Below are 26,709 nucleotides of genomic sequence, written 5' to 3' on the forward strand. Positions count from 1 at the left end.
ATGACATGCATGCCTGGCCCGCTTCCGCCGTCCCTGCCCTCCCGGGCACAGGGCGCGACCTCCGCCTCCACGACACCGCGACCGGTGGCCCGGTGACCCTGAGCCCCGGTCCGGTAGCCCGCATCTACGTGTGCGGCATCACCCCCTACGACGCCACCCACATGGGTCACGCGGCCACGTACAACGCGTTCGACCTCGTGCAGCGCGTGTGGCTCGACACGAAGCGCCAGGTCCACTACGTCCAGAACGTCACGGACGTCGACGACCCGCTGCTGGAGCGGGCCGACAAGACCGGCGAGGACTGGACGGCCCTCGCCGAGCGCGAGACCACTCTGTTCCGCGAGGACATGACCGCTCTGCGGATGCTGCCGCCGGCCCACTACATCGGCGCCGTCGAGGCCATCCCGGGGATCGTCCCGCTGGTCGAGCGGCTGATCGAGGCCGGCGCAGCGTACGAACTCGACGGCGACATCTACTTCCACGTCGACTCCGACCCCCGCTTCGGCAGCGTCTCCCACCTGGACGCGGCCGCGATGCGCGCCCTGTCGGCCGAGCGCGGCGGCGACCCGGACCGCCCGGGCAAGAAGAACCCCCTCGACCCCGTTCTGTGGCTCGCCGCGCGCGAGGGGGAACCCAGCTGGGACGGCGGCAGCCTCGGCCGGGGACGTCCCGGCTGGCACATCGAGTGCGTCGCCATCGCCCTCGACCACCTCGGCATGGGTTTCGACGTGCAGGGCGGCGGTTCCGACCTCGCCTTCCCGCACCACGAGATGGGCGCTTCGCACGCCCAGGTACTCACCGGCGAGTTCCCCATGGCGAAGGCCTATGTGCACGCCGGCATGGTCGCGCTGGACGGCGAGAAGATGTCCAAGTCCAAGGGCAACCTCGTCTTCGTCTCCCGGCTGCGCCGCGACGGGGTGGACCCGGCGGCCATACGGCTCAGCCTGCTGGCCCACCACTACCGCGCGGACTGGGAGTGGACGGACGCCGTGCTCGCCGACGCCGTGGAGCGGCTGGCCCGCTGGCGCGCGGCCGTCGCCCGGCCCGACGGCCCGCCGGCGGAGGCGCTGCTCGAGGAGATTCGCGAGGCCCTCGCCGACGACCTGGACGCCCCGGCCGCGCTCGCCGCCGTGGACCGCTGGGCCGCCCGGCAGGAGACCGAGGGCGGCAGCGACACCGGCGCCCCCGGCCTGGTCTCCCGCGCCGTGGACGCGTTGCTCGGCGTCGCGCTCTGACGCGCCGCGGGAGCCTTCCGGAGGCTCCCGCGGAAACGGGCGGCCCGGCCGCCGTCCCCGTGCGGGGCGGCGGCCGGGCCGTTCGCTTTCCTGACGTCATCGAGGTCCCGGGCCCTCGCCGTGGCCGCCCCCGGCAGGCCGGAAGGGCCCGTGGGCCGCATGGCGCTGGTGGGCCGCAGGAGGCCGGATGGGCCCGCCGAGTCACTCCCCGTCGGGGCCGTCCTCCTTCTCGTCCCGGTCGTCCTTGGGCTTCGGCGACATGTCCCGCAGGTAGGGGCCCGTGTCGGACTCACCGGCCTGCGGGTCGCGGCGCCGCAGGTAGCGCTCGAACTCGCGGGCGATGGCCTCCCCCGAGGCCTCCGGCAGTTCCGCCGTGTCGCGGGCCTCCTCCAGCGTCTGCACGTACTCGGCGACCTCGCTGTCCTCGGCCGCCAGTTGGTCCACGCCGACCTGCCAGGCACGCGCGTCCTCCGGCAGCTCGCCGAGCGGGATGCGCAGGTCGAGCAGGTCCTCCAGACGGTTGAGCAGCGCCAGCGTCGCCTTCGGGTTCGGCGGCTGCGACACGTAGTGCGGCACGGCCGCCCACAGGCTGACCGCCGGGATGCCTGCGTGGGTGCAGGCCTCCTGGAGGATGCCGACGATGCCGGTGGGGCCCTCGTAGCGGGACTCCTCCAGGCTGAGTGCGGTCGCCAGGTCCGGGTCGGAGGTGACGGCCGTGACCGGCACCGGACGGGTGTGCGGGGTGTCGCCGAGCAGCGCCCCCATGACCACCACCATCTCGATGCCGAGCTCATGGGCGAAGCCCAGGATCTCGTTGCAGAACGAACGCCAGCGCATGCTGGGCTCGATGCCCCGTACGAGGACGAGGTCGCGTGGCTTGGGGGTCTCGATGCGGATGACCGACAGCCGCGTGGTCGGCCAGGTGATCCGCCGTGTGCTGCCGTCCATCCAGACCGTGGGGCGGTTGACCTGGAAGTCGTAGTAGTCCTCGGCGTCCAGCGCGGCGAACACCTCGCCCTTGAACTCCCGGTCCAGATGCCCGACCGCGGCGGAGGCGGCGTCCCCGGCATCGTTCCAGCCCTCGAACGCGGCCACCATGACCGGGTCGATCAGCTCGGGAACCCCCTCGAGCTCGATCACCCAGCGCCTCCTTCCGGCCGGAAGGGGGCGTGTCCACCCCCGCCGGCTGCCGTTCCTTCGCGTGCGGCACCAGCCTACGGCTTCGCGAGGCAGGTGCCGCCCCGCCTTCACAGGGGATGATCCCCCGCGTCATCGGACGTACGCGTCGTCATCCGCCACTCCAGGCCGAGCGGTACGCGGCCCAGTCCGCCGGGGTGGCGGCGAAGTCGACGTACAGCGCGAGGCCGAAGCGCTCGCGGGCCGGCGCCTGCCGGGCGAGGCCCAGCCGGGCGCCGCGCACGGCGGCCGCGACGGTCTCCGCCGCGGCGTGGTGGCCCCAGCTGTCCGTGTGGTAGCCGGGCAGGCCGACGAGCAGGTCCGTGTCCGCCGGGGTCACCTCCAGGGCCAGCGCCGTCTGCTGGGCGACGTAGCCGCCGTAGAGGCTCTCCAGGGGCAGGGCGGTGTCGTAGGTCATCATCGCGACCTGGTCGACCCGCCGGGCCACCTCGCCGAAGTAGCGCTGCGACCACCACTTCGGGTGGCCGAACAGCGTGCCGCCGACCGTGTGCAGGGAGGGCAGCGGGTCGATCTGGTGGGTGGCGACCGACAGCGGAACCCCCCGGGCGGCGGTGAGCCGGTGCACCGAGTCCAGCAGGGTGAGGAAGTCGCGGTCGTCGGAGTACATCGGCTCCAGATCCAGGTGGACCCCGTCGAAGCCGGCCGCCAGGACCTGGGCGGCGCCGGCCTCGACGCGGGCGCGGGTCGCCGGGTCGTCCAGGCGCAGCCCCTCGGAACCGTCGTGCGACAGGACCTGGCCGAGCCACGCCTGGACGCGCACCCCCGGCAGCGCGGTGTGCAGTCGGCGGATCATGTCCCGCGCGCCCGGGTAGAGGCCGGCGTCGAGGCGCCCGTCGAACTCCAGGGGCCCGGTGTGCACATACAGGTCCCGGGTGCCGCTGCCGCGCACCTCACGGGCCAGCTCGGCAAGCTCGGCGCTGCCCCGTTCCCCGTCCACCCACGCGTGACCGAGCCACACCGCGTTCCGGCCCCGGTCGGCGCCGGCGCCGGAGGGGTCGCCGACGTACTCCAGGCGCAGGGCGAGCCCGGCGGCGAGCACCGGGAGCAGGACGGCGAGGACGGCCGGCAGCGCGGCGCGGCGCAGCGTGCGGGCCGAGGGGCGGCGCAGGCGCAGCGTGAGGTGTGGATTCATCCGATCCCTCTTCTCGATTACACAGACGAAGGATCGGACGCTCCCCGGCACGGAACGGTTCGCCCGCGGGCGGGGCACCGGGGATACGGGGCGCGCCGCCGGGGATGTCAGAGGGTGGAGCGCAGCCACTGCTCCACGCTGGCGACGTGCACCGTCGCCCAGGAGCGCGCCGCCTCCGCGTCCCGGTCCCGCAGGGCCGCCAGGATCGCCCGGTGCTCGTGCAGGGTCCGGCTGACCGCGTCCTCCTGGGTCAGCCCGCGCCAGATCCGGGCCCGGGTGGTGGGCCCGGACAGCCCGTCCAGCAGCGAGCACAGCACCGAGTTGCCCGAGGCCTGCACGATGCCGCGGTGGAACTCCAGGTCACCGGCGACCAGTTCCTCCACCGAGGGCGCCGCGCCCAGCGCGTCCAGCTGCTCGGACAGGGCGTCGAGCCGGGACTCGGATATGCGGGCCGCCGCCATCGCCGTGGCCGCCGGCTCCAGGATGCGGCGCACCGCGAGGAACTCCAGGACGGTGTCGTCGCGGTGGAAGTCCACCACGAAGCTCAGCGCCTCCAGCAGCAGCTGCGGATCCAGGCTGGTGACGTAGGTGCCGTCGCCCTGCCGTACGTCGAGGATCCTGATCAGGGACAGCGCGCGGACCGCCTCGCGCAGGGAGTTGCGCGACAGCCCGAGCTCCGCGGCCAGTTCGCTCTCCTTGGGGAGCCGGTCGCCGGGGCGCAGCGCGCCGGAGACGATCATGTCCTTGATCTTCTCGATCGCCTCGTCGGTGACCGACATCAGTCCCTCGCCTCCCCGGACATCCGATGTATCGGCCCATTATGCCCGCACGGCCGCCTCCGGGGAGGCCTCGTCGCAGGGCCCGCTCCACCGCTTCGGCCCCAGAACGCCGCAAGGCCGTGTCCGCAGCAGCGGACACGGCCTTGCGGCTCACGACATCACCGTCGGGACGACAGGATTTGAACCTGCGACCCCTTGACCCCCAGTCAAGTGCGCTACCAAGCTGCGCCACGTCCCGGTGAGGCCCCCGGGGCGGCGCCCCGGAAGATCACGTAATGAGGAGGATACCCGAACCTCGCTGATCAGCCGAATCGCTCGATGCGGATCCGGTCGAGCGGCTGCCCGCCGTCCGCGAGCAGACGCGAGGCGTGCTCGGCGAAACCGTTGCCACCGCAGACGTACGCCTCCCAGCCGCCGCGGGGCGGATCCGACAGGTGCGGGGCCAGGTGGGCGGCGGTCAGACGGCCCTCGGCACGGGTGAGCAGCACGGTCGTCTCCGGCCCGTACTCGGCGGCGTAGATCAGGTCCTCACGGGTGCGGGCCGAGACGATCAGCCGCAGCGGCACGTCCAGGCCGCGCAGCCGGTGGTGGCGCACCATCGACATCAGCGGGACGACGCCCGACCCGGCACCCAGCAGCAGCGCCGGACGGTCCCCGCTCCAGGCGAAGAAGCCGCTGTGCGGGCCGCGGACCTCGACGGTGTCGCCGGGCCGGGCGACGGTGTGCAGGTGGCCGGAGACCTCGCCGCCGACCACGTGGTCGAGGGTCAGCTCGATGTGGCCGGAGGAGTCCGGGGCGGAGGCGACCGAGTAGTTGCGCTGCGCCGTGTAGCCGTCGGCGGCCGTGAGGCGCAGCGTCACGTACTGGCCGGGCTGATGGCCCGCCCAGCCCGGCACCGCCAGCCGGAAGGTGGACGTGCGCGGGGTCTCCGGCCGGATCTGCGTGATCACCGCGCGCCGCCAGACCGAGGACGCGGCCTCGGGGACGGGGATCCGGCCGGGGACGGCGAAGCGGGTCGGCGGAACGAACGCCGGGACGGGTGCGGGGGCCGGGGTGGTGAGGTCAGTCATGGGCGTAGCGCTGCTCCTGCCAGGGGTTGCCCCGGGGGTGGTAGCCGTGCTGCTCCCAGAAGCCCGACTCGTCGTGGTCGAGCAGGCGCAGGCCCGCGATCCACTTGGCGCTCTTCCAGAAGTACAGGTGCGGGACGATCAGCCGGGCCGGGCCGCCGTGCTCGGGGGGCAGCGGCGCGCCGTCGTACTCCCAGGCGATCCAGGCGCGGCCGCCGGTGACGTCGGCGAGCGGCAGATCGGCGGCGTAGCCGGTGTGGGACCAGGCGACGACGTGGGTGGCGGCGGGGGAGGGGCGCACGGCCTCCAGGAAGGCGTCGACCGACACCCCGCCGAAGCGCATGCCGAACTTGGACCAGCCGGTCACGCAGTGGATGTCGCCCCGGTACTCGGAGGCGGGCAGGGAGTGCGCCGTGTCCCAGTCCCAGGTGCGCGGGCGGTCCACCAGCCCGTCCACCCGCAGCGTCCAGTCCTCGGCCGCGATCGTCGGCGTGACCTCGGCGGAGAGGACCGGCCAGGTGTCGCGGGCGTCGTACTGGCCGGGAGGCAGCCGCGGGTCGCGCTCCCCGGCGGCGCCGCGCCCGGTGAAACCGCGGGTGGGTTCGACGGCGGAGCTCATGCGGGGTGCTCCAGCTCCAGCGCCTCGAGCTCCCGCAGCGCGGCCGCCTCGTCGAGGGTGAGCAGCACCCGGTCGCGCATGAGGACCCGGCCGTCGACGACGGTGTCCCGTACGTCCGCCGCGGCGGCCGCGTACGCCAGCGTCGACCAGGGGTCGTGGCGTGGCGCGAGGTGCGGCCCGCCGAGGTCCAGGACGGCCAGGTCGGCCCGCTTGCCCGGCTCCAGGGAGCCGAGGTGGTCGGCGAGGCCGAGCGCGCGGGCCGCCTCGATGGTCGCCATCCGCACCGCCTGCTCCGCGCCGACGGCGGTCGGGTCGCCGCCGGCCTTGTGGACCAGCGCGGCGGCCCGCACCGCGCCCAGGACGTCGAGGGTGTTGGAGCTCACCACGCCGTCGGTGCCGAGGCCGACCGCGACCCCGGCGGCCAGCAGATCCGGCACGCGGGCGATGCCGCAGCCCAGCTTCAGGTTGGAGACCGGGCAGTGCGCCACCGACGTGCCGGTCCTGGCCAGGGCCGCGATCTCGCCGTCGGTCAGGTCCACGGCGTGCGCCAGCAGCACGTCGGGCCCGAGGACACCGAGCGAGTCCAGCAGCTCGACCGGCCGCTTGCCGTGCGCCTCGACCACCATGGCGACCTCGGCCGCGTTCTCCGCCGCGTGGATGTGCAGCAGCGCGCCGTGCTCGCGGGCGAGCGCGGAGATGTCGACGAGCTGCTCGGGGCCCAGGGTGTAGGCGCTGTGTGCGAAGACCACCGGACGGGTGCCCGGCGCCGGAGCGGTGCGCGCGGCCAGGTCCGCCGCGGCCCACGCCATGCGGTCGCCGTAGGGACGGCCGTCCGGCGGCCCCGGCACGTCCATGAACGTCGGACCGGCCAGCAGCCGCCAGCCCGCCGCCCGTGCGGCCTGCTCGGCGGCCTCGTGGAACCAGTACATGTCCAGGCCCGTGGTGACGCCGGCACGTACGCTCTCCGCCACGGCCACCCGCACGCCCGCGGCCACCGACCGCGGCGAGAGCAGCTCGGCCTCGCGGGGGATGACCCGGGCCAGGAACTCCTGCAGGTCGACGTCGTCGGCGCAGCCTCGCAGCAGGGTCATCGCCAGGTGGGTGTGGGTGTTGACCAGCCCGGGGAGCACCAGGCACCCCGAGGCGTCGATCTCCTTGGCGGCGCGGTGGGCCGCGCGCACCTCCTCCGCCGGGCCGACGGCGACGATCTCGCCGTCCCGCACGGCGACCGCGCCGCCCGGCACGACGGTGCCCGACGCGTCGACGGTCAGCACATCGCCGCCGTGCACCAGCAGATCGGCGTCCTGAGCGCTCACTTCTCGTCGCTTCCGTACTCGGTGGCCAGCAGATGCAAGGCGTCCAACGTTACCCGGCTGCCGCGGGCGACCCCTTCGGCGACCACCCGCCGGTGGGGGTCGTAGCCGCCGGTGGTCTCGACGTCGACGAGCTCGTCGGCGTTGGCCCCGTCGACGATGAGCGCCCCGCCGGCGACCAGGCCTCGGGTCGAGGCCAGGACCAGCAGCGCCGACAGCTCCATCTCGATCGCGGCGATCCCGGCCGCCGCGTACGCGGCCCCGGGCAGCGGCAGGAAGCCCGGCTGGAAGGCCGCCCGCGTCCAGACCACACCCCGGTGGTGCGGCGCCCCGGCCGCCCGCGCCGCACGCTGCAGCGCCAGCACCGCCTCCGGCGCCGCGAACGCCGGGTACTCCGGCGGCAGCAACTGCTGGGTCACGCCGTCGTCCCGCACCGCCGCCTCGGCGATCACCAGGTCGCCGTCGCCTATCCCGGCGCGGATGGCGCCCGCCGTGCCCAGGCGCAGGATGGTCCGGACCCCCGCCTCCGCCAGCTCCTGGAACAGGCACATCGCGCCCGGCGCGCCGACTCCGTGCGAGGACACCACGACAGGGGTGCCCTTCCAGGCGCCGGTGAAGGTGCGGTACTCGCGGTGGTGCGACACCTCACGCGGGTCGGTGAGCAGCGCGGCGACCGCGGCCGCGCGCGCCGGGTCGCCGACGACGACCGCGTACGGTGGCAGTCCGGTGCGCGGGATGCGGGAGATGGGCAGCTGGTCGGGGGTCATCGGGCCTCCGGGCCGGGCGGGACGATGCTGTGCCGATCACCCTACGGGTCCGACCTCGGCGGTCCGGCGGCGGAGCAGCGCGAAGCAGGCCCAGCAGGCGAGGGCGGCGAGGGCCAGCACGGTGCCGGTCTCGACGAGCTGCAGCGGCCAGTAGTGCGAGGCGGGGTGGCCCACGGCGTAGACGTCCGTCCACCCGTTGTCCCTCAGGCACTGCTCGAGATCTCCCGGCCGGTCCATGTTGCACTCGATCCCGGGCACGAGTTCCCCGCCGGCGGTGACGATGCCCACCTCCATCCGGTCCGAGCCGATGGGCAGGCGGGCCGCCTCGAAACCGGTCCACCGGGTCGTCGGCCACAGGTGGGACCGGGCCAGCGCGAGGGCGACGGTGGTCAGCAGGGTGGCGGTGAAGGCCAGTCCCATCCCGCTCAGCGTGCGCCGCACCACCGTCCCGGCCAGCGCCCCCACGGCCAGGGCGAGAAGCACACGGGCGAGGCCGGCCGGGCCGGTGGCGAGGAAGACGTCGTTCTCGAACCACCGGGGACGGTCCTCCGGGTGACCCGTGGTCCACACCCACCGGAAGAGCAGCGCCAGGCCTGCGGTGCCCGCGGTCAGCAGCAGCGCCGGGACGGCCAGCTTGGCGGCGAGCCAGCGAGCCGGGGAGACCGACTGGGTCCAGGCGAGCGCGGCCGTGCCCCGCTCCATCTCCCGGCCGATCAGGGCGCCGCCCGCGAACGCGGCGACGGCGAGCGGAAGGAGCGCCATCACGCGACCCTGCAGGAGCAGGGGGATGAAGGCGTTGTAGGGCTCGCGGTCGATGCAGCGCGGCGCGCAGGCGGGGTCGTACCCCGCGGTCAGCCACAGGGCCCACAGGAGCCAGCCCGCTCCGGCGGCGACGAAGGCGATCCACAACCACAGCGCCACGCGATGCAGCCGCACCACCGACCAGGGCAGGCCGCGCAGGGCGGGCGGGCGCGGGGGAGGGGCGACGGCGGTCATACGGCGGCCTCCTGGGGGGACACGGGGGCGGGCGTGGCGTCGGCGGTGAGCAGGGCAGGCACCCCGGTGTTGCGTAGATGGGCGAGGACCAGTTCCTCGAGCGTGGGCTCCTCCACCAGCCAGTCGCCGCCCTCCAGCGGCCTACCGGGGCGGACGAGCGCGGTGCGCCCCCGGCCGTTGGGGTGCTCCTCGACGACGGTGTGGGGGCCGAGGTCCGTCCCGGTGCCGGTGATCCGGCGGTGCGCTGCCAGCAGGTCGTCGGTGCCTCCGGCCAGCCGGACCCGGCCGTCGGCGACCAGCAGCAGGTGGTCGCAGACGCCGTCCAGTTCGGCGAGGACGTGCGAGGACAACACCACGGTGGTGCCGTGCTCCGCCGCCGAGCCCATGAGGGCGCCGGTCAGCTCGTGGCGGGCGAGCGGGTCGAGGTCGGCCATCGGCTCGTCCAGGAGCAGCAGTTCGGCCCGCTTGCCCAGGGCCAGGGCGAGTGCGACGCGGGTGCGCTGGCCGCCGGAGAGCGCGCGGACGCGGGCACCGGGCGTGAGACCGCCGCTTTCGTACGCCACGCGTTCGGCGGCCTCCCCGTCCCAGCGGCCGGGGTTGAGCTCGGCGCCGAGCCGCAGGGTCGCCGCCACGGTGAGCTGCGGGTGGAGCGGCTTGTTCTGGGCGACGTAGGCGAGCCGGGGGCGGGCCGCCCCGGGCGTCGTGCCGCACACGCGAAGCTTCCCCTCGGTGGGGCGCAGCAGGCCCGCGGCGAGCGCGAGCAGCGTCGACTTGCCCGCGCCGTTGGGCCCGACGAGCGCGCAGATCCGGCCGGCAGGCAGCCGGAACGAACAGTCCCGGAGGACGGGCTCCCGGCCCCTCGCGTAGCGCATCCCGAGTCCGGCCGCCTCGATGGCGGCCGCTTCCCTTGTCATCTCTCCCCCTCGGAGTACTCCTGGTCGAGCACGGACTGGAACAACGCGGCGGCGTCCTCGCGGTCCAGCCCGGCGGTGCGCGCCCGGCGCATCCAGTCGGTCAGCTCACCCGCGAGCGGTGAGCCGGCCGGCCCGGCGCCCAGCGACCTGCGGACGAAGGTGCCCAGACCGCGGCGCGCCTCCACCAAGCCCTCGCGCTCCAGCTCGCGGTACGCCTTGAGCACGGTGTTGGGGTTGACGGCGGTCGCCTCGACGACCTCGCGGGCCGTGGGCAGCCGGTCCCCGGGCTCCAGCAGCCCCAACCGCAGCGCCTGCTTGGTCTGCTGGACGATCTGGAGGTACGTGGCGACACCGCTGCGGCGGTCGATACGGAACTCGACCATGCGGAAAACACCCTTTCACTAAGCAAGTGGTGAAAGGGTGGGGCCTCGGATGACGCACTGTCAAGTCATCCGCGTCAGCGGGCGGACGGCGACGCATCGGTGTCGGGTGCCGAGACGGGCCACAGGACAGACGCGGTGTGCACCGACCGGGCAGGAAGCCCGCGTCGCCCTGGTGGAGCCGCCCGCCGGGCGGGCAGAGGCGCAGAGGAGCCTGCCGGGCAAGCGGCCACCCTGCGCGGCACGCATCGTGTGGACGCCGCGGCAGTGCCGCCCCGGGCCGGCGGCGAGTTCTCGGGCGGTTCTTCGCGAGGGATCCCGGCCGGGGAAGGCCGCTTCGCCCTTGCTGCGCCGCAGCGCCGCCCCCGGCGCCGCACGACGCATGCGGTGCCCGGCCGTCCGCGCCGCCCGCGCCGCCCGGCGCGGAGGACGGGGGAGCACCCGGCGCGTGCTCATGGGCGAGCGTCCGAGGGTGTGCCGGTGAGGTGTTGAACCGGGCCGGTACACCCGCACGACCCACCGCGCCGGGACGCCGGCTCCGCAAGTGCCGCGAACCTCGTCGTGGCCGCCAGGTCGCCGCCGCTCCGCCGGAAACACCGCAGGCCCGGGTGGCCGGGGTGAGCGCGGGACGCGCGCCCACCCCGGCCGCCCGGGCCGCGGGACGGTGTCTCAGTCGCGCCGGTCGGCCAGCAGCGACTCCACCCGCGCCCGTACGTCCTCGGTGTCCAGGCCGCGCACCGTCAGGGTGGTGCGACGGCGCAGCACGTCCTCCGCCGTCTGCGCCCACTCGTGGTCGCGCGCGTACACGACCTGGGCCCAGATCTCCGGACCGTCCGGGTGGATCCGCTCGCCGAGCGCCGGGTCCTCGTTGACCAGCCGGGCGATGTCGAACGACAGCGCGCCGTAGTGGGTTGCCAGATGGCGCGCCGTCAGCGGGTCGAGGCGCCGGCCCGGCTCGCGGTCCACCAGGAGCCGGTGGGCGACGGCGTTGGGGTTGGCCACGCCCGGCAGCGGGACCCGCCTGGGCAGGTGGTCCAGCGGCTCCATGTCCTCGTTCAGCGGACCGCCGGGGAGCTTGGCGAGCTTGGCCATGACGGTGCGGCCGATGTGCCGGTACGTCGTCCACTTGCCGCCCGCCACCGACAGCATGCCGCCGCTGCCCTCCGTGACGACGGTCTCGCGCCGCGCCTTCTCCACGCCGCCGGGGCCGCCGGGCAGCACCCGCAGGCCCGCGAAGGCATAGGTGATCAGGTCGCGGGACAGGTGCTCGTCCCGCACCGAGTGGGCGGCCTCGTCGAGGATCTGGCGGATGTCCGCCTCGGTGGCCCGCACGTCGGCAGGGTCGCCGGTGTACTCCTCGTCGGTGGTGCCCAGCAGCAGCTGGTCCTCCCAGGGCAGGGCGAAGGTGATGCGGTACTTGTCGATCGGGGTCGCCATGGCGGCCCGCCACGGGGCCTTGCGCTTGAGGACGATGTGGGCGCCCTTGGACAGCCGGATGCTGGGGGCGGCGTCCTTGTCCTCCATGCGCCGCAGGTGGTCGACCCACGGGCCGGTCGCGTTGAGCACCAGCCGCGCGTCGACGCCGAACTCGGTGCCGTCCAGCCGGTCCCTCAGATCGGCGCCGGTGACCCGGCCGCGGGTGAAGCGCAGGCCGGTGACCTCGGCGTGGTTGAGGACGACGGCGCCCGCCTCGACGGCGGCGCGCACCGTCATCACGGCCATCCGGGAGTCGTTCATCTGGTGGTCGTAGTAGACCGCGACGGCCTTGAGGTTCTCCGTGCGCAGGGCGGGGTTGACGGCCGCCGCCCTCGCCGGGGATATCACCCTGCCGACCCCGTCGCCGAAGGCGGACAGCGCCGAGTAGGCGAAGACGCCCGCCCCGAGCTTGGCGGCGCCGACCGGGCCGCCCCGGTAGACCGGCAGGTGGAAGGTGAGCGGGTTGACCAGGTGCGGAGCCACGTCCCTGGCCAGCACCCGCCGTTCCATGTGGTTCTCCGCCACCAGCTTGACCGCGCCGGTCTGCAGATAGCGCAGACCGCCGTGGACGAGCTTGGAGGAGGCGGAGCTGGTGGCGCCGGCGAAGTCGCCGGCGTCCACCATCGCGACCCGCAGCCCCGACTGCGCGGCGTGCCATGCCACGGAGGTGCCCAGGATGCCGCCGCCGATGACCAGCAGGTCGTAGGTGGCGCCTCTCAGCAGTTCCCGGGTCTCGGCGCGGCCCGGGTTGCGGCCGGCGGTCGGATGCGTCCCGAGAGCCGGGACGTGCTGCGGGGTGCTCATGATCGGTTCACTTCTCCTCTTCGATCCAGCCCATGGTCCGCTCGACGGCCTTGAGCCAGTCCTTGTACTCGCGGTCGCGGACCTCGGCGTCCATGCGGGGGGTCCACTCGGCGGCCCGGCGCCAGTTGGCGCGCAGCTCGTCGGTGTCCTGCCAGAAGCCCACCGCGAGGCCGGCCGCGTAGGCGGCGCCCAGGCAGGTGGTCTCGGCGACCAGCGGGCGCACGACCGGGGCGTCCAGGAAGTCGGCGAGGGTCTGCATCAGCAGGTTGTTCGCGGTCATGCCGCCGTCGACCTTGAGCGCGGTGAGTTCCACGCCCGAGTCCTTGGTCATGGCGTCGACGATCTCCCGGGTCTGCCAGGCGGTCGCCTCCAGCACGGCGCGGGCGATGTGGGCCTTGGTGACGTAGCGGGTGAGGCCGGCGATCACACCGCGGGCGTCGGAGCGCCAGTACGGGGCGAACAGACCGGAGAAGGCGGGCACGAAGTAGGCGCCGCCGTTGTCCTCCACGGACAGGGCGAGGGTCTCGATCTCGGCCGCGGTCTTGATCAGGCCCATCTGGTCGCGCATCCACTGCACCAGCGAACCGGTGACCGCGATCGAGCCCTCCAGTGCGTACACCGGCTTCTGGTCGCCGATGCGGTAGCCGACGGTGGTGATCAGGCCGTTGTAGCTGTTGATCGGCTTCTCGCCGGTGTTCATCAGCAGGAAGGTGCCGGTGCCGTAGGTGGACTTGGCCTCGCCCTCGGAGTAGCAGGTCTGGCCGAACAGGGCCGCCTGCTGGTCGCCGAGCGCGGAGGCGACCGGCACACCGGCCAGGGCGCCGGAGGCGGCGGAGCCGTACACCTCGGCCGAGGAGCGGATCTCCGGCAGCACCGCCGCGGGGACCTCCATCGACTGGAGGATCTTCTCGTCCCAGTCGAGGGTGTGCAGGTTCATCAGCAGGGTGCGGGAGGCGTTGGTCACGTCGGTGACGTGCCGTCCGCCGTTCACACCGCCGGTGAGGTTCCAGATCACCCAGCTGTCCATGGTGCCGAAGAGGATCTCCCCGGCCTCGGCGCGCTCGCGCAGGCCCTCGACGTTGTCGAGCAGCCAGCGGATCTTCGGCCCGGCGAAGTAGGACGCCAGCGGCAGTCCGGTCTCCCGGCGGAAACGGTCCTGCCCGACGTTGCGGCCGAGCTCCTTGCACAGGACGTCGGTACGGGTGTCCTGCCAGACCAGGGCGTTGTGCACCGGCTCGCCGGTGTTCTTGTCCCACAGGACGGTGGTCTCGCGCTGGTTGGTGATGCCGATCGCCTTGACGTCGGCGGAGGTGATGCCGGCCTTGCGGACGGCCTCCTCGACGACCTCCTGCACGTTCGTCCAGATCTCGGCCGCGTCGTGCTCGACCCACCCCGGCTTGGGGAAGATCTGCTCGTGCTCCTTCTGGCCGACGGAGACGATCCGGCCGTCCTTGTCGAAGATGATGCAGCGCGAGGACGTGGTGCCCTGGTCGATGGCCGCGATGAACGGGCCTGCGGTGTGGGCGTCGGTCACGGTGTGCTCCTCGGGTCCTTGGGTTGTCGGGGGCTGCGTGCTCAGAAAGCGAGCTTGTAGAGGCCGGCCGCGAGGACCGAACCGACGATCGGGCCGACGACGGGTATCCAGGCGTAGCGCCAGTCGGAGCCGCCCTTGTTCGGCAGCGGCAGCAGGGCGTGCACGATGCGGGGACCGAGGTCGCGTGCGGGGTTGATGGCGTATCCGGTCGGCCCGCCGAGCGAGAGGCCGATGCCGACCACGACCAGGGCGACCATCAGGGTGCCGGTACCGGAGACGGCGAGGCCCTTGGTGAGGCCGAGGGTGAGGATGAACAGCACCAGGACGAAGGTGCCGATGATCTCCGTGGCGAGGTTCTGCGCGACGTTGCGGATCTCGGGACCGGTGGAGAAGACGCCCAGCACCGGGCCGGGACCCGTGGTCTGCTTCTCGGCCACCGCGGTGGCCTGCGCCCCGGGACCGCCGGTGATCTCGGCATCGGTCAGGTGGGCCTGGAACTGGCCGTAGTAGGCGATCCAGACCAGGACCGCGCCGATCATCGCGCCGAGCAGCTGGCCGGCCAGGTACACCGGGACCTGGCTCCACTCGCCGCTGTCGATCGCGAGACCGATCGTGACGGCGGGGTTCAGTTGGGCGCCGGAGAGGGAACCGGAGATGTAGGCGCCGGCCAGGACCGCGAGGCCCCAGCCGAAGGCGATGGCCACCCAGCCGGCGTTGCGGGCCTTGGACTTCTTGAGGGTGACAGCCGCGCAGACGCCGCCGCCGAGGATGATCAGTACAGCGGTACCGATGGTCTCGCCGATGAAGATGTGGTCGCTGGACACTCGCGACTCCTTTGTCCTTCGTCCAGAGGAAGGCGGACTCCGGTCCCGTTCCGGAGTCCGCAGGCCTGTCACCAGGCACTCGCCGGTCCCACGGTGGCGATCACCTTACCGACTCCGTCGGCTGGTGTTCGACAATGTCGACCGTTGAACGTGAGTGTTCACCTGCTGGACGGGCCAGTCAAGGGCTCGGCGGGTTTCGGAAAGGTCTCCGGCCCGGTGTCCGGACCGTGTCCCGCCGGCGTCAGAAGCGCCCGGCGCCCAAATCGCGGGAGACCGCCCTGGCGCAGTCCCGCACCGCGGCGACCAGCTGCGGCCGGATCTCCCCGTCCACGCAGACCCGTTCGACCGCGCCGGTGACGGCCACCGCCCCCACGGGCATGCGGTGCCGGTCGTGGACGGGGGCGGCGATCGAGGCCACGCCGTCCCAGGTCTCCTCCAGGTCGGCGGCCCAGCCGCGGGCGCGCGTCAGATCCAGCACCCCCTCGAGGGCCGCGTCCTCGGTGACGGTGCGCGCGGTCAGCGGCTCGCGCGTCATCTCGGTCACCTCACTGTGCGCCACCGGGTCGAAGGCCGACAGCACCTTGCCCAGCGCGCTGCTGTGCAGCGGGTGCATGGCGCCGACCTCCAGCACCTGACGGCTGTCGTCGGGGCGGAAGACGTGGTGGACGATGAGCACCCCCTGCTGGTGCAGCACACCCAGGTAGACGGCCTCGCCGCTGGAGCGCGCCAGGTCGTCGGTCCACACCAGGGCGCGGGCCCGCAGCTCGTGGACGTCCAGATAGCTGTTGCCGAGCCGCAGCAGCTCGGCCCCCAGCTGGTAGCGGCCGGACACCGGGTCCTGCTCGACGAAGCCCTCCTGCTGCAGCGTGCGCAGGATGCCGTGCGCGGTGCCCTTCGCCAGACCCAGGGAGGAGGCCACGTCCGACAGGCCGAGCCTGCGCTCACCGCCGGCCAGCAGGCGCAGGATCGCGGCCGCCCTGGCGAGCGACTGGATGGGACCTGGCATGAACACCCCTCCGTTAGGAACGATCGCGAGCAGAGTCGACAATGCTGAACGATGTCAGACGATGCCGACCGTCATCATCCCAGAGGAGAGTGTGGCACCGGCGTCCGCCCCTCGGAACGCCCCGCGGCGGATTCCGGGGTCGCGGCTACGCTGGCCTGGTGTGGACCGGCAGGACCGGCACACACCAAGCCGACAGCCGTCGCACTCCAGGGAGCACACCCATGGCCCAGCCGTCCCTTCCGTCCACGAGCAGTGCCCGCGCCGCAGCACTGCGTCAGGCCCTGGCCACCCGGGTGGTCGTCGCAGACGGGGCGATGGGCACGATGCTCCAGGCGCAGGACCCCACGCTGGAGGACTTCCAGGGACACGAGGGCTGCAACGAGATCCTCAACGTCTCCCGCCCCGACATCGTCGCCTCCGTCCACCGCGAGTACTTCGCCGTCGGAGTGGACTGCGTGGAGACCAACACCTTCGGCGCCAACCTCTCCGCCCTCGGCGAGTACGACATCGCCGACCGCATCTTCGAGCTGTCCGAGGCCGGCGCCCGCATCGCCCGCGAGGTCGCCGACGAGTTCTCCGCGGAGGACGGCCGGCTGCGCTGGGTCATCGGCTCCATCGGGCCCGGCACCAAGCTGCCGACGCTCGGTCACGTCGACTACGCCGCACTCCAGGAGGGCTTCCGGCGCAACGCGGCCGGACTCGTCTCCGGCGGCGCCGACGCCCTGCTCGTCGAGACCTGCCAGGACCTGCTGCAGATCAAGGCCGCCGTGCTCGGCACCAAGCAGGCCCTCACCGAGGCCGGACTCGACCTGCCGCTCTTCGTCCAGGTCGCCGTGGAGACCACCGGCACCATGCTGCTGGGCTCCGAGATCGGCGCCGCGCTCACCGCGCTGGAGCCGCTCGGCATCGACACGATCGGCCTGAACTGCTCCACCGGCCCCGCTGAGATGAGCGAGCACCTGCGCTACCTCGCCCGCCACGCGCGGGTCGCCCTGTCCTGCATGCCGAACGCGGGACTGCCCGTCCTCGGCAAGGACGGCGCCCACTTCCCCCTCGACCCGCAGGGCCTCGCCGACGCACAGGAAGCCTTCGTCCGCGAGTACGGTCTCTCCCTGGTCGGCGGCTGCTGCGGCACCACCCCCGAGCACCTGCGCCAGGTCGTCGAGCGCGTCCGCGGCCGCGAGATCACCCCCCGGACGCCGCACCCCGAGCCGGGCGCCTCCTCGCTCTACCAGACCGTCCCCTTCCGCCAGGACACCTCCTACCTGGCCATCGGCGAGCGCACCAACGCCAACGGCTCCAAGAAGTTCCGCGAGGCCATGCTGGACGGCCGCTGGGACGACTGCGTGGAGATGGCCCGCGAGCAGATCCGCGAGGGCGCCCACCTGCTCGACCTGTGTGTCGACTACGTCGGCCGGGACGGCGTCGCCGACATGAAGGAGATCGCCGGACGCCTGGCCACCGCGTCCACCCTGCCGATCGTGCTGGACTCCACCGAGCCCGAGGTGCTCCGTGCCGGCCTGGAGAAGCTCGGCGGCCGAGCCGTGATCAACTCCGTCAACTACGAGGACGGCGACGGCCCCGACTCCCGCTTCGCCCGCACCGCCCGGCTCGCCGTGGAACACGGTGCGGCGCTGATCGCCCTCACCATCGACGAGGAGGGCCAGGCCCGCACCCCCGAGACCAAGGTGGCCGTGGCCGAACGCCTCATCGCCGACCTGACCGGGAACTGGGGCATCGCCGAGAGCGACATCATCGTCGACTGCCTGACCTTCACCATCGCCACGGGGCAGGAGGAGTCCCGCAAGGACGGCATCGCCACCATCGAGGCGATCCGCGAGCTCAAGCGCCGCCACCCGGACGTGCAGACCACACTGGGCCTGTCCAACATCTCCTTCGGCCTCAACCCGGCCGCCCGCATGGTGCTGAACTCGGTCTTCCTGCACGAGTGCGTCACGGCCGGCCTGGACTCGGCGATCGTGCACGCCGCCAAGATCCTACCGATCGCGCGCATCCCCGAGGAGCAGCGGGAGGTCGCCCTGGACCTGGTGTACGACCGGCGCCGCGAGGGCTACGACCCGCTGCAGCGCTTCCTCGAGCTGTTCGAGGGCGTCGACACCAAGTCCGTCAAGGCCGGCCGCGCCGAGGAACTGGCCGCGCTGCCGCTGGAGGAGCGCCTGCGGCGGCGCATCATCGACGGCGAGAAGAACGGGCTGGAGGCCGACCTGGACGAGGCCCTGGCCTCGCGGCCGGCCCTCGACATCGTCAACGACACCCTGCTGGAGGGTATGAAGGTCGTCGGCGAGCTGTTCGGCTCCGGCCAGATGCAGCTGCCGTTCGTCCTGCAGTCGGCCGAGGTGATGAAGACCGCGGTCGCCCACCTCGAACCGCACATGGAGAAGTCCGACGCCTCCGGCAAGGGCACCATCGTGCTGGCCACCGTCCGCGGCGACGTCCACGACATCGGCAAGAACCTCGTCGACATCATCCTGTCCAACAACGGCTACAACGTCGTCAACCTCGGCATCAAGCAGCCCGTCTCGGCGATCCTGGACGCCGCGCACGAGCACTCCGCCGACGTCATCGGGATGTCCGGCCTGCTGGTGAAGTCCACGGTGATCATGAAGGAGAACCTGGAGGAGCTGAACCAGCGCGGCCTCGCCGCCAGCTATCCCGTCATCCTCGGCGGCGCCGCGCTCACCCGGGCCTACGTCGAGCAGGATCTCCACGAGCTCTACCAGGGCGAGGTCCGCTACGCCCGCGACGCCTTCGAGGGACTGCGCCTGATGGACGCCCTCATCGCCGTCAAGCGCGGCGTGCCCGGCGCCACCCTCCCCGAGCTGAAGCAGCGGCGTGTGGCCGCCCGCCAGGGCGTCGTGCCGGAGCCCGAGGAGAACCGGGGCCAGATCCGCTCCGACGTCGCCGTCGACAACCCGGTGCCCACCCCGCCGTTCTGGGGCTCCCGTATCGTCAAGGGCATCCCGCTCAAGGACTACGCGTCCTGGCTGGACGAGGGCGCCCTCTTCAAGGGCCAGTGGGGGCTGAAGCAGGCCCGTACCGGCGGCCCGACGTACGAGGAACTGGCGGAGACCGAGGGCCGTCCGCGGCTGCGCGGGCTGCTGGACCGCCTGCAGAGCGAGGGGCTCCTCGAGGCCGCCGTCGTCCACGGCTACTTCCCCTGCGTCTCCAAGGGCGACGACCTGATCATCCTCCACGAGGACGGCACCGAGCGGACCCGCTTCACCTTCCCGCGCCAGCGCCGCGGCCGCCGCCTGTGCCTGGCGGACTTCTTCCGGCCCGAGGAGTCCGGCGAGACCGACGTGGTCGGACTGCAGGTCGTCACCGTCGGCAACCGGATCTCCGAAGCGGCCAACGAGCTCTTCGCCGCCGACGCCTACCGCGACTACCTGGAACTGCACGGCCTGTCCGTCCAGCTCGCCGAGGCCCTCGCCGAGTACTGGCACGCCCGGGTCCGCGCCGAGCTCGGCTTCGCCGGGGAGGACCCGGCCGCCATGGAGGACATGTTCGCCCTGAAGTACCGGGGCGCCCGCTTCTCGCTGGGCTACGGCGCCTGCCCCGACCTGGAGGACCGGGCCAAGATCGCGGAGCTGCTGGAGCCCGAGCGGATCGGGGTACGCCTTTCGGAGGAGTTCCAGCTGCATCCGGAGCAGTCCACCGACGCGATCGTCATCCACCACCCGGAGGCGAAGTACTTCAACGCGCGGTAGCCGGACGTACGTCGTACACTGGACGGTCCCGATACGGCACCAGGCCGGTCGCACGCCCCCACCACCAGGGCGCGAGGCGACCGGCCTTTGTGCCCCCTGGACGCAGAGGAGTGGGGCGCATGACGAGCGGTATTCCCGCCACCGAGATCCGGCCGGCCGCCGAGGCAGGTCTGCAGGCCGTGCTCCTGGACATGGACGGCACGCTGGTCGACACCGAGGGCTTCTGGTGGAACGCCGAGGTCGAGGTCTTCGCGGAGCTCGGCCACGTCCTGGACGACACCCACCGCGAGGTCGTCGTCGGCGGGCCCATGACCCGCAGCCTGGGGCACCTCATCTCGGTCACCGGGACGGACGCCACGCTCGCCGAACTGTCCACCCTGATCAACCTGCGCTTTGTCGAGCTCATCGGCCGCGGCGTGCCGCTGATGCCGGGCGCCCAGCGCCTGCTCACCGACCTGGCCGCGCACGGCGTGCCCACCGCCCTGGTCTCCGCCTCCCACCGGCGCATCATCGACGCCGTCATGCTCTCCCTCGGCGGCCACCACTTCGCCTTCTCCCTCGCCGGCGACGAGATCGAGCGGACCAAGCCGCACCCCGACCCCTACCTGACGGCCGCCGCACGGCTGGGCGCGGACCCGTCACGATGCGTGGTCGTCGAGGACACGCCCACCGGGGTCGCCGCCGCCGAGGCGGCAGGCTGCCGGATCGTGGCCGTCCCCTCCATCGCCGGGATCGAACCGGCCCCGGGACGGACGGTGGTGCCCTCGCTGGAACGGGTCGACGTACCTTTTCTGCGCTCTCTGATTATGCCCGTTCACTGAGCGTCGCCTGCAAATCGACCTGAAACTCTGGGCGTTTGCCCGGCTATTTTGTGTGACGCCTCGCGGCCCGCCGAATTGCTTGCGGAGCAGACCTTCGCGGCGTGATGTTTTTCACGTTCCCGGGTATGGACAGGACGCTCCGCATGAGTCCCTCGCCGCCGGGAGGCGGTGCGGTCGGGGTGGTGTGTCCGGATTGGGGAACCCTCGCGCACTTCGTTCTGCTGCCCGGATATCGACGGCGCTCTTCCTGTTATCGCGTCGTGACGCGGGCTCAACTTCTCCGTGTTCGTGGGCGGTCCACCGGAATGTCGGCACGTCTCGAATTACGGGTAAGGTCGCCCCGCTCAACACTGCGCGGCCGGAGGCCGGAAGAGGGAGAACGACGAGGATGAATCGCAAGCTGCTGGTGTTGCCGGCCCTGCTGGGTCTCGCCGCGCCCGTACTCGCCGGATGCGGTGGCTCGACCGGTGGCGGCGGTGGCGGGGATGCGGTCGTCATCGGCACGACGGACCCCATCGCGGTGTCCGAGGACCAGCCTTCCCCCCTCGACCCGGCCACGGCCTACGACGGCGGCACGTACAGCTTCTTCAACAACACCTTCCAGATGCTGCTCGGTTACGCGCGCAGCTCCTCCACCCCCGAGCCCGACGCGGCCCGGTCCTGCGAGTTCTCCGACACCAAGTCGGAGACCTACCGCTGCACCCTGCGCGACGGCCTGAAGTTCGCCAACGGCCACGAGCTGACCTCGGAGGACGTCAAGTTCTCCATCGACCGCGTGCTGAAGATCAACAGCGACATCGGCCCGGCGAGCCTCCTGGTGAACATCGACAGTGTCGAGGCCCCGGACCCGAAGACCGTCGTCTTCCACCTCAAGACCTCCGACGCCACCTTCCCCTACAAGCTGGCGACCCCGGCCGCGGCCATCGTCGACAGCGAGGTCTACAGCGCCACCGAGCCGCTCAAGGGCCTGAAGATGGAGGGCTCCGGCCCGTACAAGCTGGACTCGTGGGAGGACGGCAAGGCCGTCCTCAGCGCCAACCCCAACTACACCGGTCTGTTCAGCAAGCGCGCCAACGACAAGGTCGAGGTGCGCTTCTTCTCCTCCGCCGCCGACATGCTGAAGGCGCTCAAGGCGGGCGACGTCGACCTGGTCAACCGCACCCTGACGCCTGAGCAGATCAGCCAGCTCGAGGCGGGTGCGGACGAGGTCAAGCTGACCGAGACCACGGGCGCCTCGGTCCGCTACATGTTCTTCAACGTCGAGGACCCGTCGGTGAAGTCCGAGGCCGTCCGCGAGGCCATCGCCCGGGTCCTCGACCGCGGCAGCCTCATCCGCGACGTGACCCGCCGCACCGCCACCCCGCTGTACGGCGCCGTCCCGACCGGCATCACCGGCCACGCCAACTCGTACTTCAACGCCTACGGCGAGCCCAACCGCGCCAAGGCCGCCGAGGTGCTCACCGACGCGGGCATCAGCACCCCGGTCAAGTTCACCTGGACCTATCCGACCGAGCACCCCTCCACCCCGGACAAGGAGGAGGCGGAGCACCTGAAGGAGCAGCTCGAGGGCACCGGGCTGTTCGACGTGACGCTCCAGCCCATCACCTGGAAGAAGTTCCTGAAGGGCGCCACCACCGGTAAGTTCGCCGCCTACTCGCTCAGCTGGCTCCCCGACTTCCCGGACCCCGAGACCTACATCGCGCCGTTCTTCGCCGACGACGGGTTCCTCGACCTCAACTACAAGGGCGAGACCATCAAGAAGTCGCTTCTGCCGGCCACCGGCCAGTCCGCGGACCGCAGCAAGACGGACAAGGACTTCGCGCAGATGCAGGACATCCTCTCGCGTGACCTCCCGATGATCCCGCTCTACCAGGACAAGCAGTACGTGGCCAGCCGCGACGGCGTCACGGGAGCCGAATGGTTCCTCAACACCTCCTCCAGCGCCCAGTTCTGGGAGATCGGCCGCGGCGTGACAGGGTGAGCCACCGGCCGGCCGGATTCGGGAGTTCTCCCGGTTCCGGCCGGCCTGGCCGGCCTGGTCGGCCCCGACGACGTGAAGAGGAATCGGCCCGGAAACCGCACGGCCAGCGCCGCCCGCGCCGCCCAAGCCGGACACGCACGCGCCAATGCGACGCGACGCGACGCACGCCCCGGGGACGCTACTGCCCGCCGGGGCGCACCAGTCCGCTCTCGTAGGCGTAGACCGCCGCCTGCACCCGGTCGCGCAGCGCCAGCTTCGTCAGCACATGGCCCACATGGGTCTTCACCGTCGTCTCGCTCACGAACAACTCCGCGGCGATCTCCGCGTTCGACAGGCCCCGCGCCACCAGCTTCAGCACCTCGACCTCGCGATCGGTCAAGGTGTGCAGCGCCTGCGGCACCGACTCCTCGCCCGACGGCAACCGCCCCGCGTACTTGTCCAGCAGCCGCCGGGTGATGCTCGGCGCCAGCATCGCCTCACCCGCCGCGACCACCCGTATCGCCTGCACCAGTTCGTGCGCCGGTGCGTCCTTCAGCAGAAAGCCGCTGGCGCCCGCCCGCAGCGCCTCCACCACGTACTCGTCGAGATCGAACGTGGTCAGCACCAGGACCTTCGCCGGTCCGTCCCGGCCCGGCCCGGTGATCCGGCGCGTCGCCTCCACCCCGTCCATCCGCGGCATGCGGATGTCCATCAGCACCACATCGGGCTGCAGCGCCCGCACCTGCTCCAGTGCCTGCTGGCCGTCCCCGGCTTCGCCGACCACCGCCAGATCGCCCTCGGCCTCCAAGATCATCCGGAAGCCCGTGCGCAGCAGCGGCTGGTCGTCCACCAGCAGGACGCGAATAGCCACAAGATCTCCTTCGCCGTCAGGACTCCCCATTCTGGCTCACCAGGGGCAGCGGATACGGCGGGGGAGTCCCCCCGAACGACGGGCACACCGCCCGATGGTCGCACCAGTCGCACAACCGGCTCGGCCGCGGCCGCCAGTCACCCGACGCAGTGGCCTGCGTGATCGCCTGCCACAGCGCCTCCAGCTTCCGCGCCACCGCCCGCAGCTCACCCTCCGACGGGTCGTACGTCAACACCTCGCCGCTGCCCAGGTAGACCAGCTGCAGCCGACGCGGCACCACACCCCGCAGCCGCCACAGCACCAGCGCGTAGAACTTCATCTGGAACAGCGCCTCGTCCGCGTACTCCGGCCGCGGCGCCCGGCCGGTCTTGTAGTCCACCACCCGCAGGTCGCCCGAGGCCGGCGCGACGTCCAGACGGTCGATGTAACCGCGCAGCGTCAGCCCCGACTCCAGCTCCGTCTCCACGTACAGCTCACGCTCGGCCGGCTCCAGCCGCGTCGGATCCTCCAGCGAGAACCACCGCTCGACCAGCCGGGCCGCCTCCTCAAGCCACTCCGCCAACCCCGGCCCGTCCGCCGCCGCGAACAGCTCCGAAAGCTCCGGACGCTCCTCCAGCAGCCGCTGCCACTGCCCCGGCACCATCGCCCGGGCCCGGTCCGCCGTCCGCTCCGCCGCCGGCACGTCGAAGAGGCGCTCCAGCACCGCGTGCACCACCGTGCCGCGCGTCGCGGCCGGACTCGGCTTCTCCGGCAGCCTGTCGATCACCCGCAGCCGGTACAGCAGCGGGCAGCGCATGAAGTCCGCCGCGCGCGACGGCGAAAGGGAGGACGGCGGCCTCGGAGGAACGGCTTCAGTGCTGGTGCCCATGGCAGGACCTTACGGGGTGGCACCGACAGCCGGTGTCGGGTCCACGCAACCGGGCAATACCATCGACGTCGGAGCAACAGCGACAGAGGGGAACCAGTGAGCGAGAGCCAGCAGCCGCCGCCGGGCGGCGAGCAGACTCCCGGACCCGGCGACGGGCCCGCCCAGCGCCCCCCGGCGCCCGGCGGCGGCATCCTCATGGGCCGCTTCTTCGGCGTACCCGTCTATGTCGCACCCAGCTGGTTCCTCGTCGCGGCCCTCATCACGTGGGTGTTCGGCGGCCAGCTCGACCGCGTCCTGCCCGAGCTCGGCAGCGCCCGCTACCTCGTCTCGCTCTTCTTCGCGGTCGCCTTCTACGCCTCGGTGCTCGTCCACGAACTCGCCCACACCATCGCCGCCCTCCGCTTCGACCTGCCCGTGCGCCGCATCCAGCTGCAGTTCTTCGGCGGCGTCTCCGAGATCGAGAAGGAGTCCGAGACCCCCGGGCGCGAATTCGTCCTCGCCTTCGTCGGCCCCCTGCTCTCCCTCGTCCTCGCCGGCGTCTTCTACCTCGCCATGTACGGCGTCGAACCCGACACCGTCCCCGGCGTCCTGCTCGCCGGACTCATGATCAGCAATCTGCTGGTGGCCGCCTTCAACCTGCTCCCCGGCCTGCCGCTCGACGGCGGCCGCATGCTGCGCGCCGTCATCTGGAAGATCAGCGGCAAGGCCATGACCGGCACCGTGGCCGCCGCCTGGACCGGCCGCGCCCTGGCCATCGCCGTCCTCGTCGGACTGCCCCTGCTGTCGTACGCCGGCGGCATGAACGAAGGCGGCGACGGCGCCACCGGATTCGACTCCCTCACCGACGCCCTGCTCGCGGCCATCCTCGCCGCCATCATCTGGACCGGCGCCGGCAACAGCCTGCGCATGGCACGGCTGCGCGAGCACCTCCCCGAACTCCAGGCCCGCACACTCACCCGGCGCGCCCTCCCCGTCGCCTCCGACACCCCCCTGTCCGAAGCCCTGCGCCGGGCCAACGAGGCCGGCGCCCGAGCCCTCGTCGTCGTCGACGGCCGGGGAGCCCCCACCGCCGTCGTCCGCGAGTCCGCCATCGCCGGCGTCCCCGAACACCGCCGCCCCTGGGTCGCCGTGTCCGGTCTCGCACAGGACCTCAAGCCCGGCATGAAGGTCTCCGCGGGACTCGCCGGCGAAGCCCTCCTGGACACCCTGCGCGCCACCCCGGCCACCGAGTACCTCGTCATCGAGGACTCCGGCGAGGTCTACGGCGTCCTGTCCACCGCCGACGTGGAGAAGGCCTTCCTCGCCGCGATGGCCAGGCATTCCTAGCGGCCCGGTCCGCCCCGGAGGCGCCCCGCGATGCGGGGCGCCTCCGGGGCGGACCGAAAGAGGGCGGCCGTGCCCGGCCCCTCCTCCGCAGGGGAACCGAACCCCGGAAAATCAACGGTAGGCTAGTGCGCATGTCCGAACCGACCGGTGCCGCCCGCCGTCGCGGGCCCTTCAAGGTCGGGGACCAGGTCCAGCTCACCGATCCCAAGGGACGCCACTACACCTTCACGCTCGAAGCCGGGAAGAACTTCCACACCCACAAGGGTTCCTTCCCCCACGACGAGCTGATCGGCGCCCCCGAGGGCAGTGTCGTCCGTACCACGGGAAACGTCGCCTATCTCGCGCTGCGCCCCCTGCTCCCCGACTACGTCCTGTCCATGCCCCGCGGCGCCGCCGTGGTCTACCCCAAGGACGCGGGGCAGATCCTGTCGATGGCCGACATCTTCCCCGGCGCACGCGTCGTGGAGGCGGGCGTCGGCTCCGGTTCGCTCAGCATGTTCTTGCTGCGCGCCGTCGGAGACCAGGGGATGCTCCACTCCTACGAGCGCCGCGCCGACTTCGCCGAGATCGCCACCCAGAACGTCGAACGCTACTTCGGCGGCCCCCACCCCGCCTGGCAGCTCACCGTCGGCGACCTGCAGGACAACCTCAGCGACACCGACGTCGACCGCGTCATCCTCGACATGCTCGCCCCCTGGGAATGCCTCGAGGCCGTCTCCAAGGCGCTGGTCCCCGGCGGCATCCTCTGCGCCTACGTGGCCACCACCACCCAGCTCGCCCGCACGGTCGAGGCGATCCGCGAGCACGGCACGTTCAACGAGCCGTCCGCCTGGGAGACGATGGTGCGCACCTGGCACATCGAGGGCCTGGCCGTACGCCCCGACCACCGCATGATCGGGCACACCGGCTTCCTGCTCACCGCCCGCCGTCTCGCCGACGGCGTCGAGCCCCCCGTACGCCGCAGGCGCCCCGCGCCCGGCGCGTACGGCGAGGACTACACCGGCCCCGGCGGCGGCAAGGCGGCCGGCGGCGCAGCGTGACCGTCCGACCCCGAAGGGGGGGGGGGGGGGGGGGGAGGGGGGGGGGGGGGGG

22 protein-coding genes and 1 tRNA gene are annotated in these 26,709 nt (G+C 72.5%); 6 read left to right on the forward strand and 17 right to left on the reverse strand.

What is annotated here, in order from left to right; genetic code table 11:
* The first annotated feature begins 5 nt into the window (after positions 1–5).
* Complete coding sequence (mshC, locus tag AC3ET4_RS05940) at positions 6–1,235, forward strand: cysteine--1-D-myo-inosityl 2-amino-2-deoxy-alpha-D-glucopyranoside ligase (protein WP_431946641.1); 1,230 nt, start codon at positions 6–8, stop codon at positions 1,233–1,235.
* 201 nt (positions 1,236–1,436) lie between these two features.
* Here the strand turns inward: mshC and AC3ET4_RS05945 are convergent, their stop codons facing one another.
* The 15 genes from AC3ET4_RS05945 to AC3ET4_RS06015 all read right to left on the reverse strand — a co-directional run bounded on the left by AC3ET4_RS05945 (position 1,437) and on the right by AC3ET4_RS06015 (position 16,043).
* Positions 1,437–2,375, reverse strand: a complete 939-nt coding sequence (locus AC3ET4_RS05945; protein ID WP_431946642.1) for a PAC2 family protein — start codon at positions 2,373–2,375, stop codon at positions 1,437–1,439.
* Between the two features lie 148 nt (positions 2,376–2,523).
* Positions 2,524–3,564 (reverse strand): glycoside hydrolase family 18 protein, encoded by a 1,041-nt coding sequence (locus tag AC3ET4_RS05950; protein WP_431946644.1) that lies wholly within the window; start codon positions 3,562–3,564, stop codon positions 2,524–2,526.
* Positions 3,565–3,671: 107 nt separating this feature from the next.
* Complete coding sequence (locus AC3ET4_RS05955; protein ID WP_431946646.1) at positions 3,672–4,343, reverse strand: FadR/GntR family transcriptional regulator; 672 nt, start codon at positions 4,341–4,343, stop codon at positions 3,672–3,674.
* Between the two features lie 164 nt (positions 4,344–4,507).
* Positions 4,508–4,581 (reverse strand) — tRNA-Pro (locus AC3ET4_RS05960).
* A gap of 64 nt (positions 4,582–4,645) precedes the next feature.
* Entirely contained in the window at positions 4,646–5,413 is a 768-nt protein-coding gene (locus AC3ET4_RS05965; protein WP_431946648.1) for a ferredoxin reductase, read from the reverse strand.
* Positions 5,406–6,029 (reverse strand): sulfite oxidase-like oxidoreductase, encoded by a 624-nt coding sequence (locus AC3ET4_RS05970; RefSeq protein ID WP_431946650.1) that lies wholly within the window; start codon positions 6,027–6,029, stop codon positions 5,406–5,408. Before AC3ET4_RS05970 ends, AC3ET4_RS05965 begins: the two co-directional genes overlap by 8 nt.
* Complete coding sequence (locus AC3ET4_RS05975; RefSeq protein WP_431946652.1) at positions 6,026–7,345, reverse strand: amidohydrolase; 1,320 nt, start codon at positions 7,343–7,345, stop codon at positions 6,026–6,028. The genes AC3ET4_RS05970 and AC3ET4_RS05975 overlap by 4 nt, the downstream gene beginning before the upstream one ends.
* A complete protein-coding gene (locus AC3ET4_RS05980) occupies positions 7,342–8,109 on the reverse strand; it encodes a phosphorylase family protein (RefSeq protein ID WP_431946654.1) in 768 nt (255 codons plus the stop codon). Before AC3ET4_RS05980 ends, AC3ET4_RS05975 begins: the two co-directional genes overlap by 4 nt.
* Before the next feature lie 36 nt (positions 8,110–8,145).
* A complete protein-coding gene (locus AC3ET4_RS05985; RefSeq protein ID WP_431946656.1) occupies positions 8,146–9,105 on the reverse strand; it encodes an ABC transporter permease in 960 nt (319 codons plus the stop codon).
* On the reverse strand, positions 9,102–10,019 hold the full coding sequence (locus tag AC3ET4_RS05990; RefSeq protein ID WP_431946658.1) for an ABC transporter ATP-binding protein: 918 nt from the start codon (positions 10,017–10,019) through the stop codon (positions 9,102–9,104). Before AC3ET4_RS05990 ends, AC3ET4_RS05985 begins: the two co-directional genes overlap by 4 nt.
* Positions 10,016–10,402: a GntR family transcriptional regulator gene (locus AC3ET4_RS05995; RefSeq protein ID WP_431946660.1), complete on the reverse strand. Its 387-nt coding sequence runs from the start codon at positions 10,400–10,402 to the stop codon at positions 10,016–10,018. The genes AC3ET4_RS05990 and AC3ET4_RS05995 overlap by 4 nt, the downstream gene beginning before the upstream one ends.
* A gap of 666 nt (positions 10,403–11,068) precedes the next feature.
* Positions 11,069–12,679 (reverse strand): glycerol-3-phosphate dehydrogenase/oxidase, encoded by a 1,611-nt coding sequence (locus tag AC3ET4_RS06000; protein ID WP_431946662.1) that lies wholly within the window; start codon positions 12,677–12,679, stop codon positions 11,069–11,071.
* A 7-nt stretch (positions 12,680–12,686) separates the two neighbouring features.
* Positions 12,687–14,213 (reverse strand): glycerol kinase GlpK, encoded by a 1,527-nt coding sequence (gene glpK, locus AC3ET4_RS06005; protein ID WP_431946664.1) that lies wholly within the window; start codon positions 14,211–14,213, stop codon positions 12,687–12,689.
* A 41-nt stretch (positions 14,214–14,254) separates the two neighbouring features.
* A complete protein-coding gene (locus AC3ET4_RS06010; protein WP_431946666.1) occupies positions 14,255–15,037 on the reverse strand; it encodes an MIP/aquaporin family protein in 783 nt (260 codons plus the stop codon).
* A 241-nt stretch (positions 15,038–15,278) separates the two neighbouring features.
* Complete coding sequence (locus AC3ET4_RS06015) at positions 15,279–16,043, reverse strand: IclR family transcriptional regulator (RefSeq protein ID WP_431946668.1); 765 nt, start codon at positions 16,041–16,043, stop codon at positions 15,279–15,281.
* Between the two features lie 221 nt (positions 16,044–16,264).
* Here AC3ET4_RS06015 and metH point away from each other — a divergent pair, with 221 nt between their 5' ends.
* The 3 genes from metH (at position 16,265) to AC3ET4_RS06030 (ending at position 22,573) form a co-directional block, all read left to right on the forward strand.
* Positions 16,265–19,771 carry a methionine synthase gene (metH, locus tag AC3ET4_RS06020; RefSeq protein WP_431946670.1) on the forward strand — a complete coding sequence of 1,169 codons (3,507 nt, stop codon included), beginning with the start codon at positions 16,265–16,267 and terminating at the stop codon, positions 19,769–19,771.
* Between the two features lie 119 nt (positions 19,772–19,890).
* Positions 19,891–20,592 carry an HAD family hydrolase gene (locus tag AC3ET4_RS06025; protein ID WP_431946672.1) on the forward strand — a complete coding sequence of 234 codons (702 nt, stop codon included), beginning with the start codon at positions 19,891–19,893 and terminating at the stop codon, positions 20,590–20,592.
* Between the two features lie 388 nt (positions 20,593–20,980).
* Entirely contained in the window at positions 20,981–22,573 is a 1,593-nt protein-coding gene (locus tag AC3ET4_RS06030; protein WP_431946674.1) for an ABC transporter substrate-binding protein, read from the forward strand.
* A gap of 178 nt (positions 22,574–22,751) precedes the next feature.
* Here AC3ET4_RS06030 and AC3ET4_RS06035 read toward each other — a convergent pair whose 3' ends face one another.
* A complete protein-coding gene (locus AC3ET4_RS06035; RefSeq protein ID WP_431946676.1) occupies positions 22,752–23,423 on the reverse strand; it encodes a response regulator in 672 nt (223 codons plus the stop codon).
* A 16-nt stretch (positions 23,424–23,439) separates the two neighbouring features.
* Complete coding sequence (locus AC3ET4_RS06040; RefSeq protein WP_431946678.1) at positions 23,440–24,291, reverse strand: RecB family exonuclease; 852 nt, start codon at positions 24,289–24,291, stop codon at positions 23,440–23,442.
* Positions 24,292–24,387: 96 nt separating this feature from the next.
* Here AC3ET4_RS06040 and AC3ET4_RS06045 point away from each other — a divergent pair, with 96 nt between their 5' ends.
* Positions 24,388–25,617: a site-2 protease family protein gene (locus tag AC3ET4_RS06045; protein WP_431946680.1), complete on the forward strand. Its 1,230-nt coding sequence runs from the start codon at positions 24,388–24,390 to the stop codon at positions 25,615–25,617.
* 131 nt (positions 25,618–25,748) lie between these two features.
* Complete coding sequence (locus tag AC3ET4_RS06050; RefSeq protein WP_431946682.1) at positions 25,749–26,657, forward strand: tRNA (adenine-N1)-methyltransferase; 909 nt, start codon at positions 25,749–25,751, stop codon at positions 26,655–26,657.
* The last annotated feature ends 52 nt before the right edge of the window (positions 26,658–26,709 follow it).

This window comes from Actinacidiphila sp. bgisy167 (assembly GCF_057707665.1).

Bases quoted from the DNA above. Each gene is read 5' to 3' on its own strand.
- mshC (WP_431946641.1), top strand. From the start codon at position 6: ATGCATGCCTGGCCCGCTTCCGCCGTCCCTGCCCTCCCGGGCACAGGG.
- AC3ET4_RS05950 (WP_431946644.1), bottom strand. From the start codon at position 3,564: ATGAATCCACACCTCACGCTGCGCCTGCGCCGCCCCTCGGCCCGCACG.
- AC3ET4_RS05955 (WP_431946646.1), bottom strand. From the start codon at position 4,343: ATGTCGGTCACCGACGAGGCGATCGAGAAGATCAAGGACATGATCGTC.
- AC3ET4_RS05965 (WP_431946648.1), bottom strand. From the start codon at position 5,413: ATGACTGACCTCACCACCCCGGCCCCCGCACCCGTCCCGGCGTTCGTT.
- AC3ET4_RS05970 (WP_431946650.1), bottom strand. From the start codon at position 6,029: ATGAGCTCCGCCGTCGAACCCACCCGCGGTTTCACCGGGCGCGGCGCC.
- AC3ET4_RS05980 (WP_431946654.1), bottom strand. From the start codon at position 8,109: ATGACCCCCGACCAGCTGCCCATCTCCCGCATCCCGCGCACCGGACTG.
- AC3ET4_RS05985 (WP_431946656.1), bottom strand. From the start codon at position 9,105: ATGACCGCCGTCGCCCCTCCCCCGCGCCCGCCCGCCCTGCGCGGCCTG.
- AC3ET4_RS05990 (WP_431946658.1), bottom strand. From the start codon at position 10,019: ATGACAAGGGAAGCGGCCGCCATCGAGGCGGCCGGACTCGGGATGCGC.
- AC3ET4_RS05995 (WP_431946660.1), bottom strand. From the start codon at position 10,402: ATGGTCGAGTTCCGTATCGACCGCCGCAGCGGTGTCGCCACGTACCTC.
- AC3ET4_RS06000 (WP_431946662.1), bottom strand. From the start codon at position 12,679: ATGAGCACCCCGCAGCACGTCCCGGCTCTCGGGACGCATCCGACCGCC.
- AC3ET4_RS06015 (WP_431946668.1), bottom strand. From the start codon at position 16,043: ATGCCAGGTCCCATCCAGTCGCTCGCCAGGGCGGCCGCGATCCTGCGC.
- metH (WP_431946670.1), top strand. From the start codon at position 16,265: ATGGCCCAGCCGTCCCTTCCGTCCACGAGCAGTGCCCGCGCCGCAGCA.
- AC3ET4_RS06025 (WP_431946672.1), top strand. From the start codon at position 19,891: ATGACGAGCGGTATTCCCGCCACCGAGATCCGGCCGGCCGCCGAGGCA.
- AC3ET4_RS06030 (WP_431946674.1), top strand. From the start codon at position 20,981: ATGAATCGCAAGCTGCTGGTGTTGCCGGCCCTGCTGGGTCTCGCCGCG.
- AC3ET4_RS06040 (WP_431946678.1), bottom strand. From the start codon at position 24,291: ATGGGCACCAGCACTGAAGCCGTTCCTCCGAGGCCGCCGTCCTCCCTT.
- AC3ET4_RS06050 (WP_431946682.1), top strand. From the start codon at position 25,749: ATGTCCGAACCGACCGGTGCCGCCCGCCGTCGCGGGCCCTTCAAGGTC.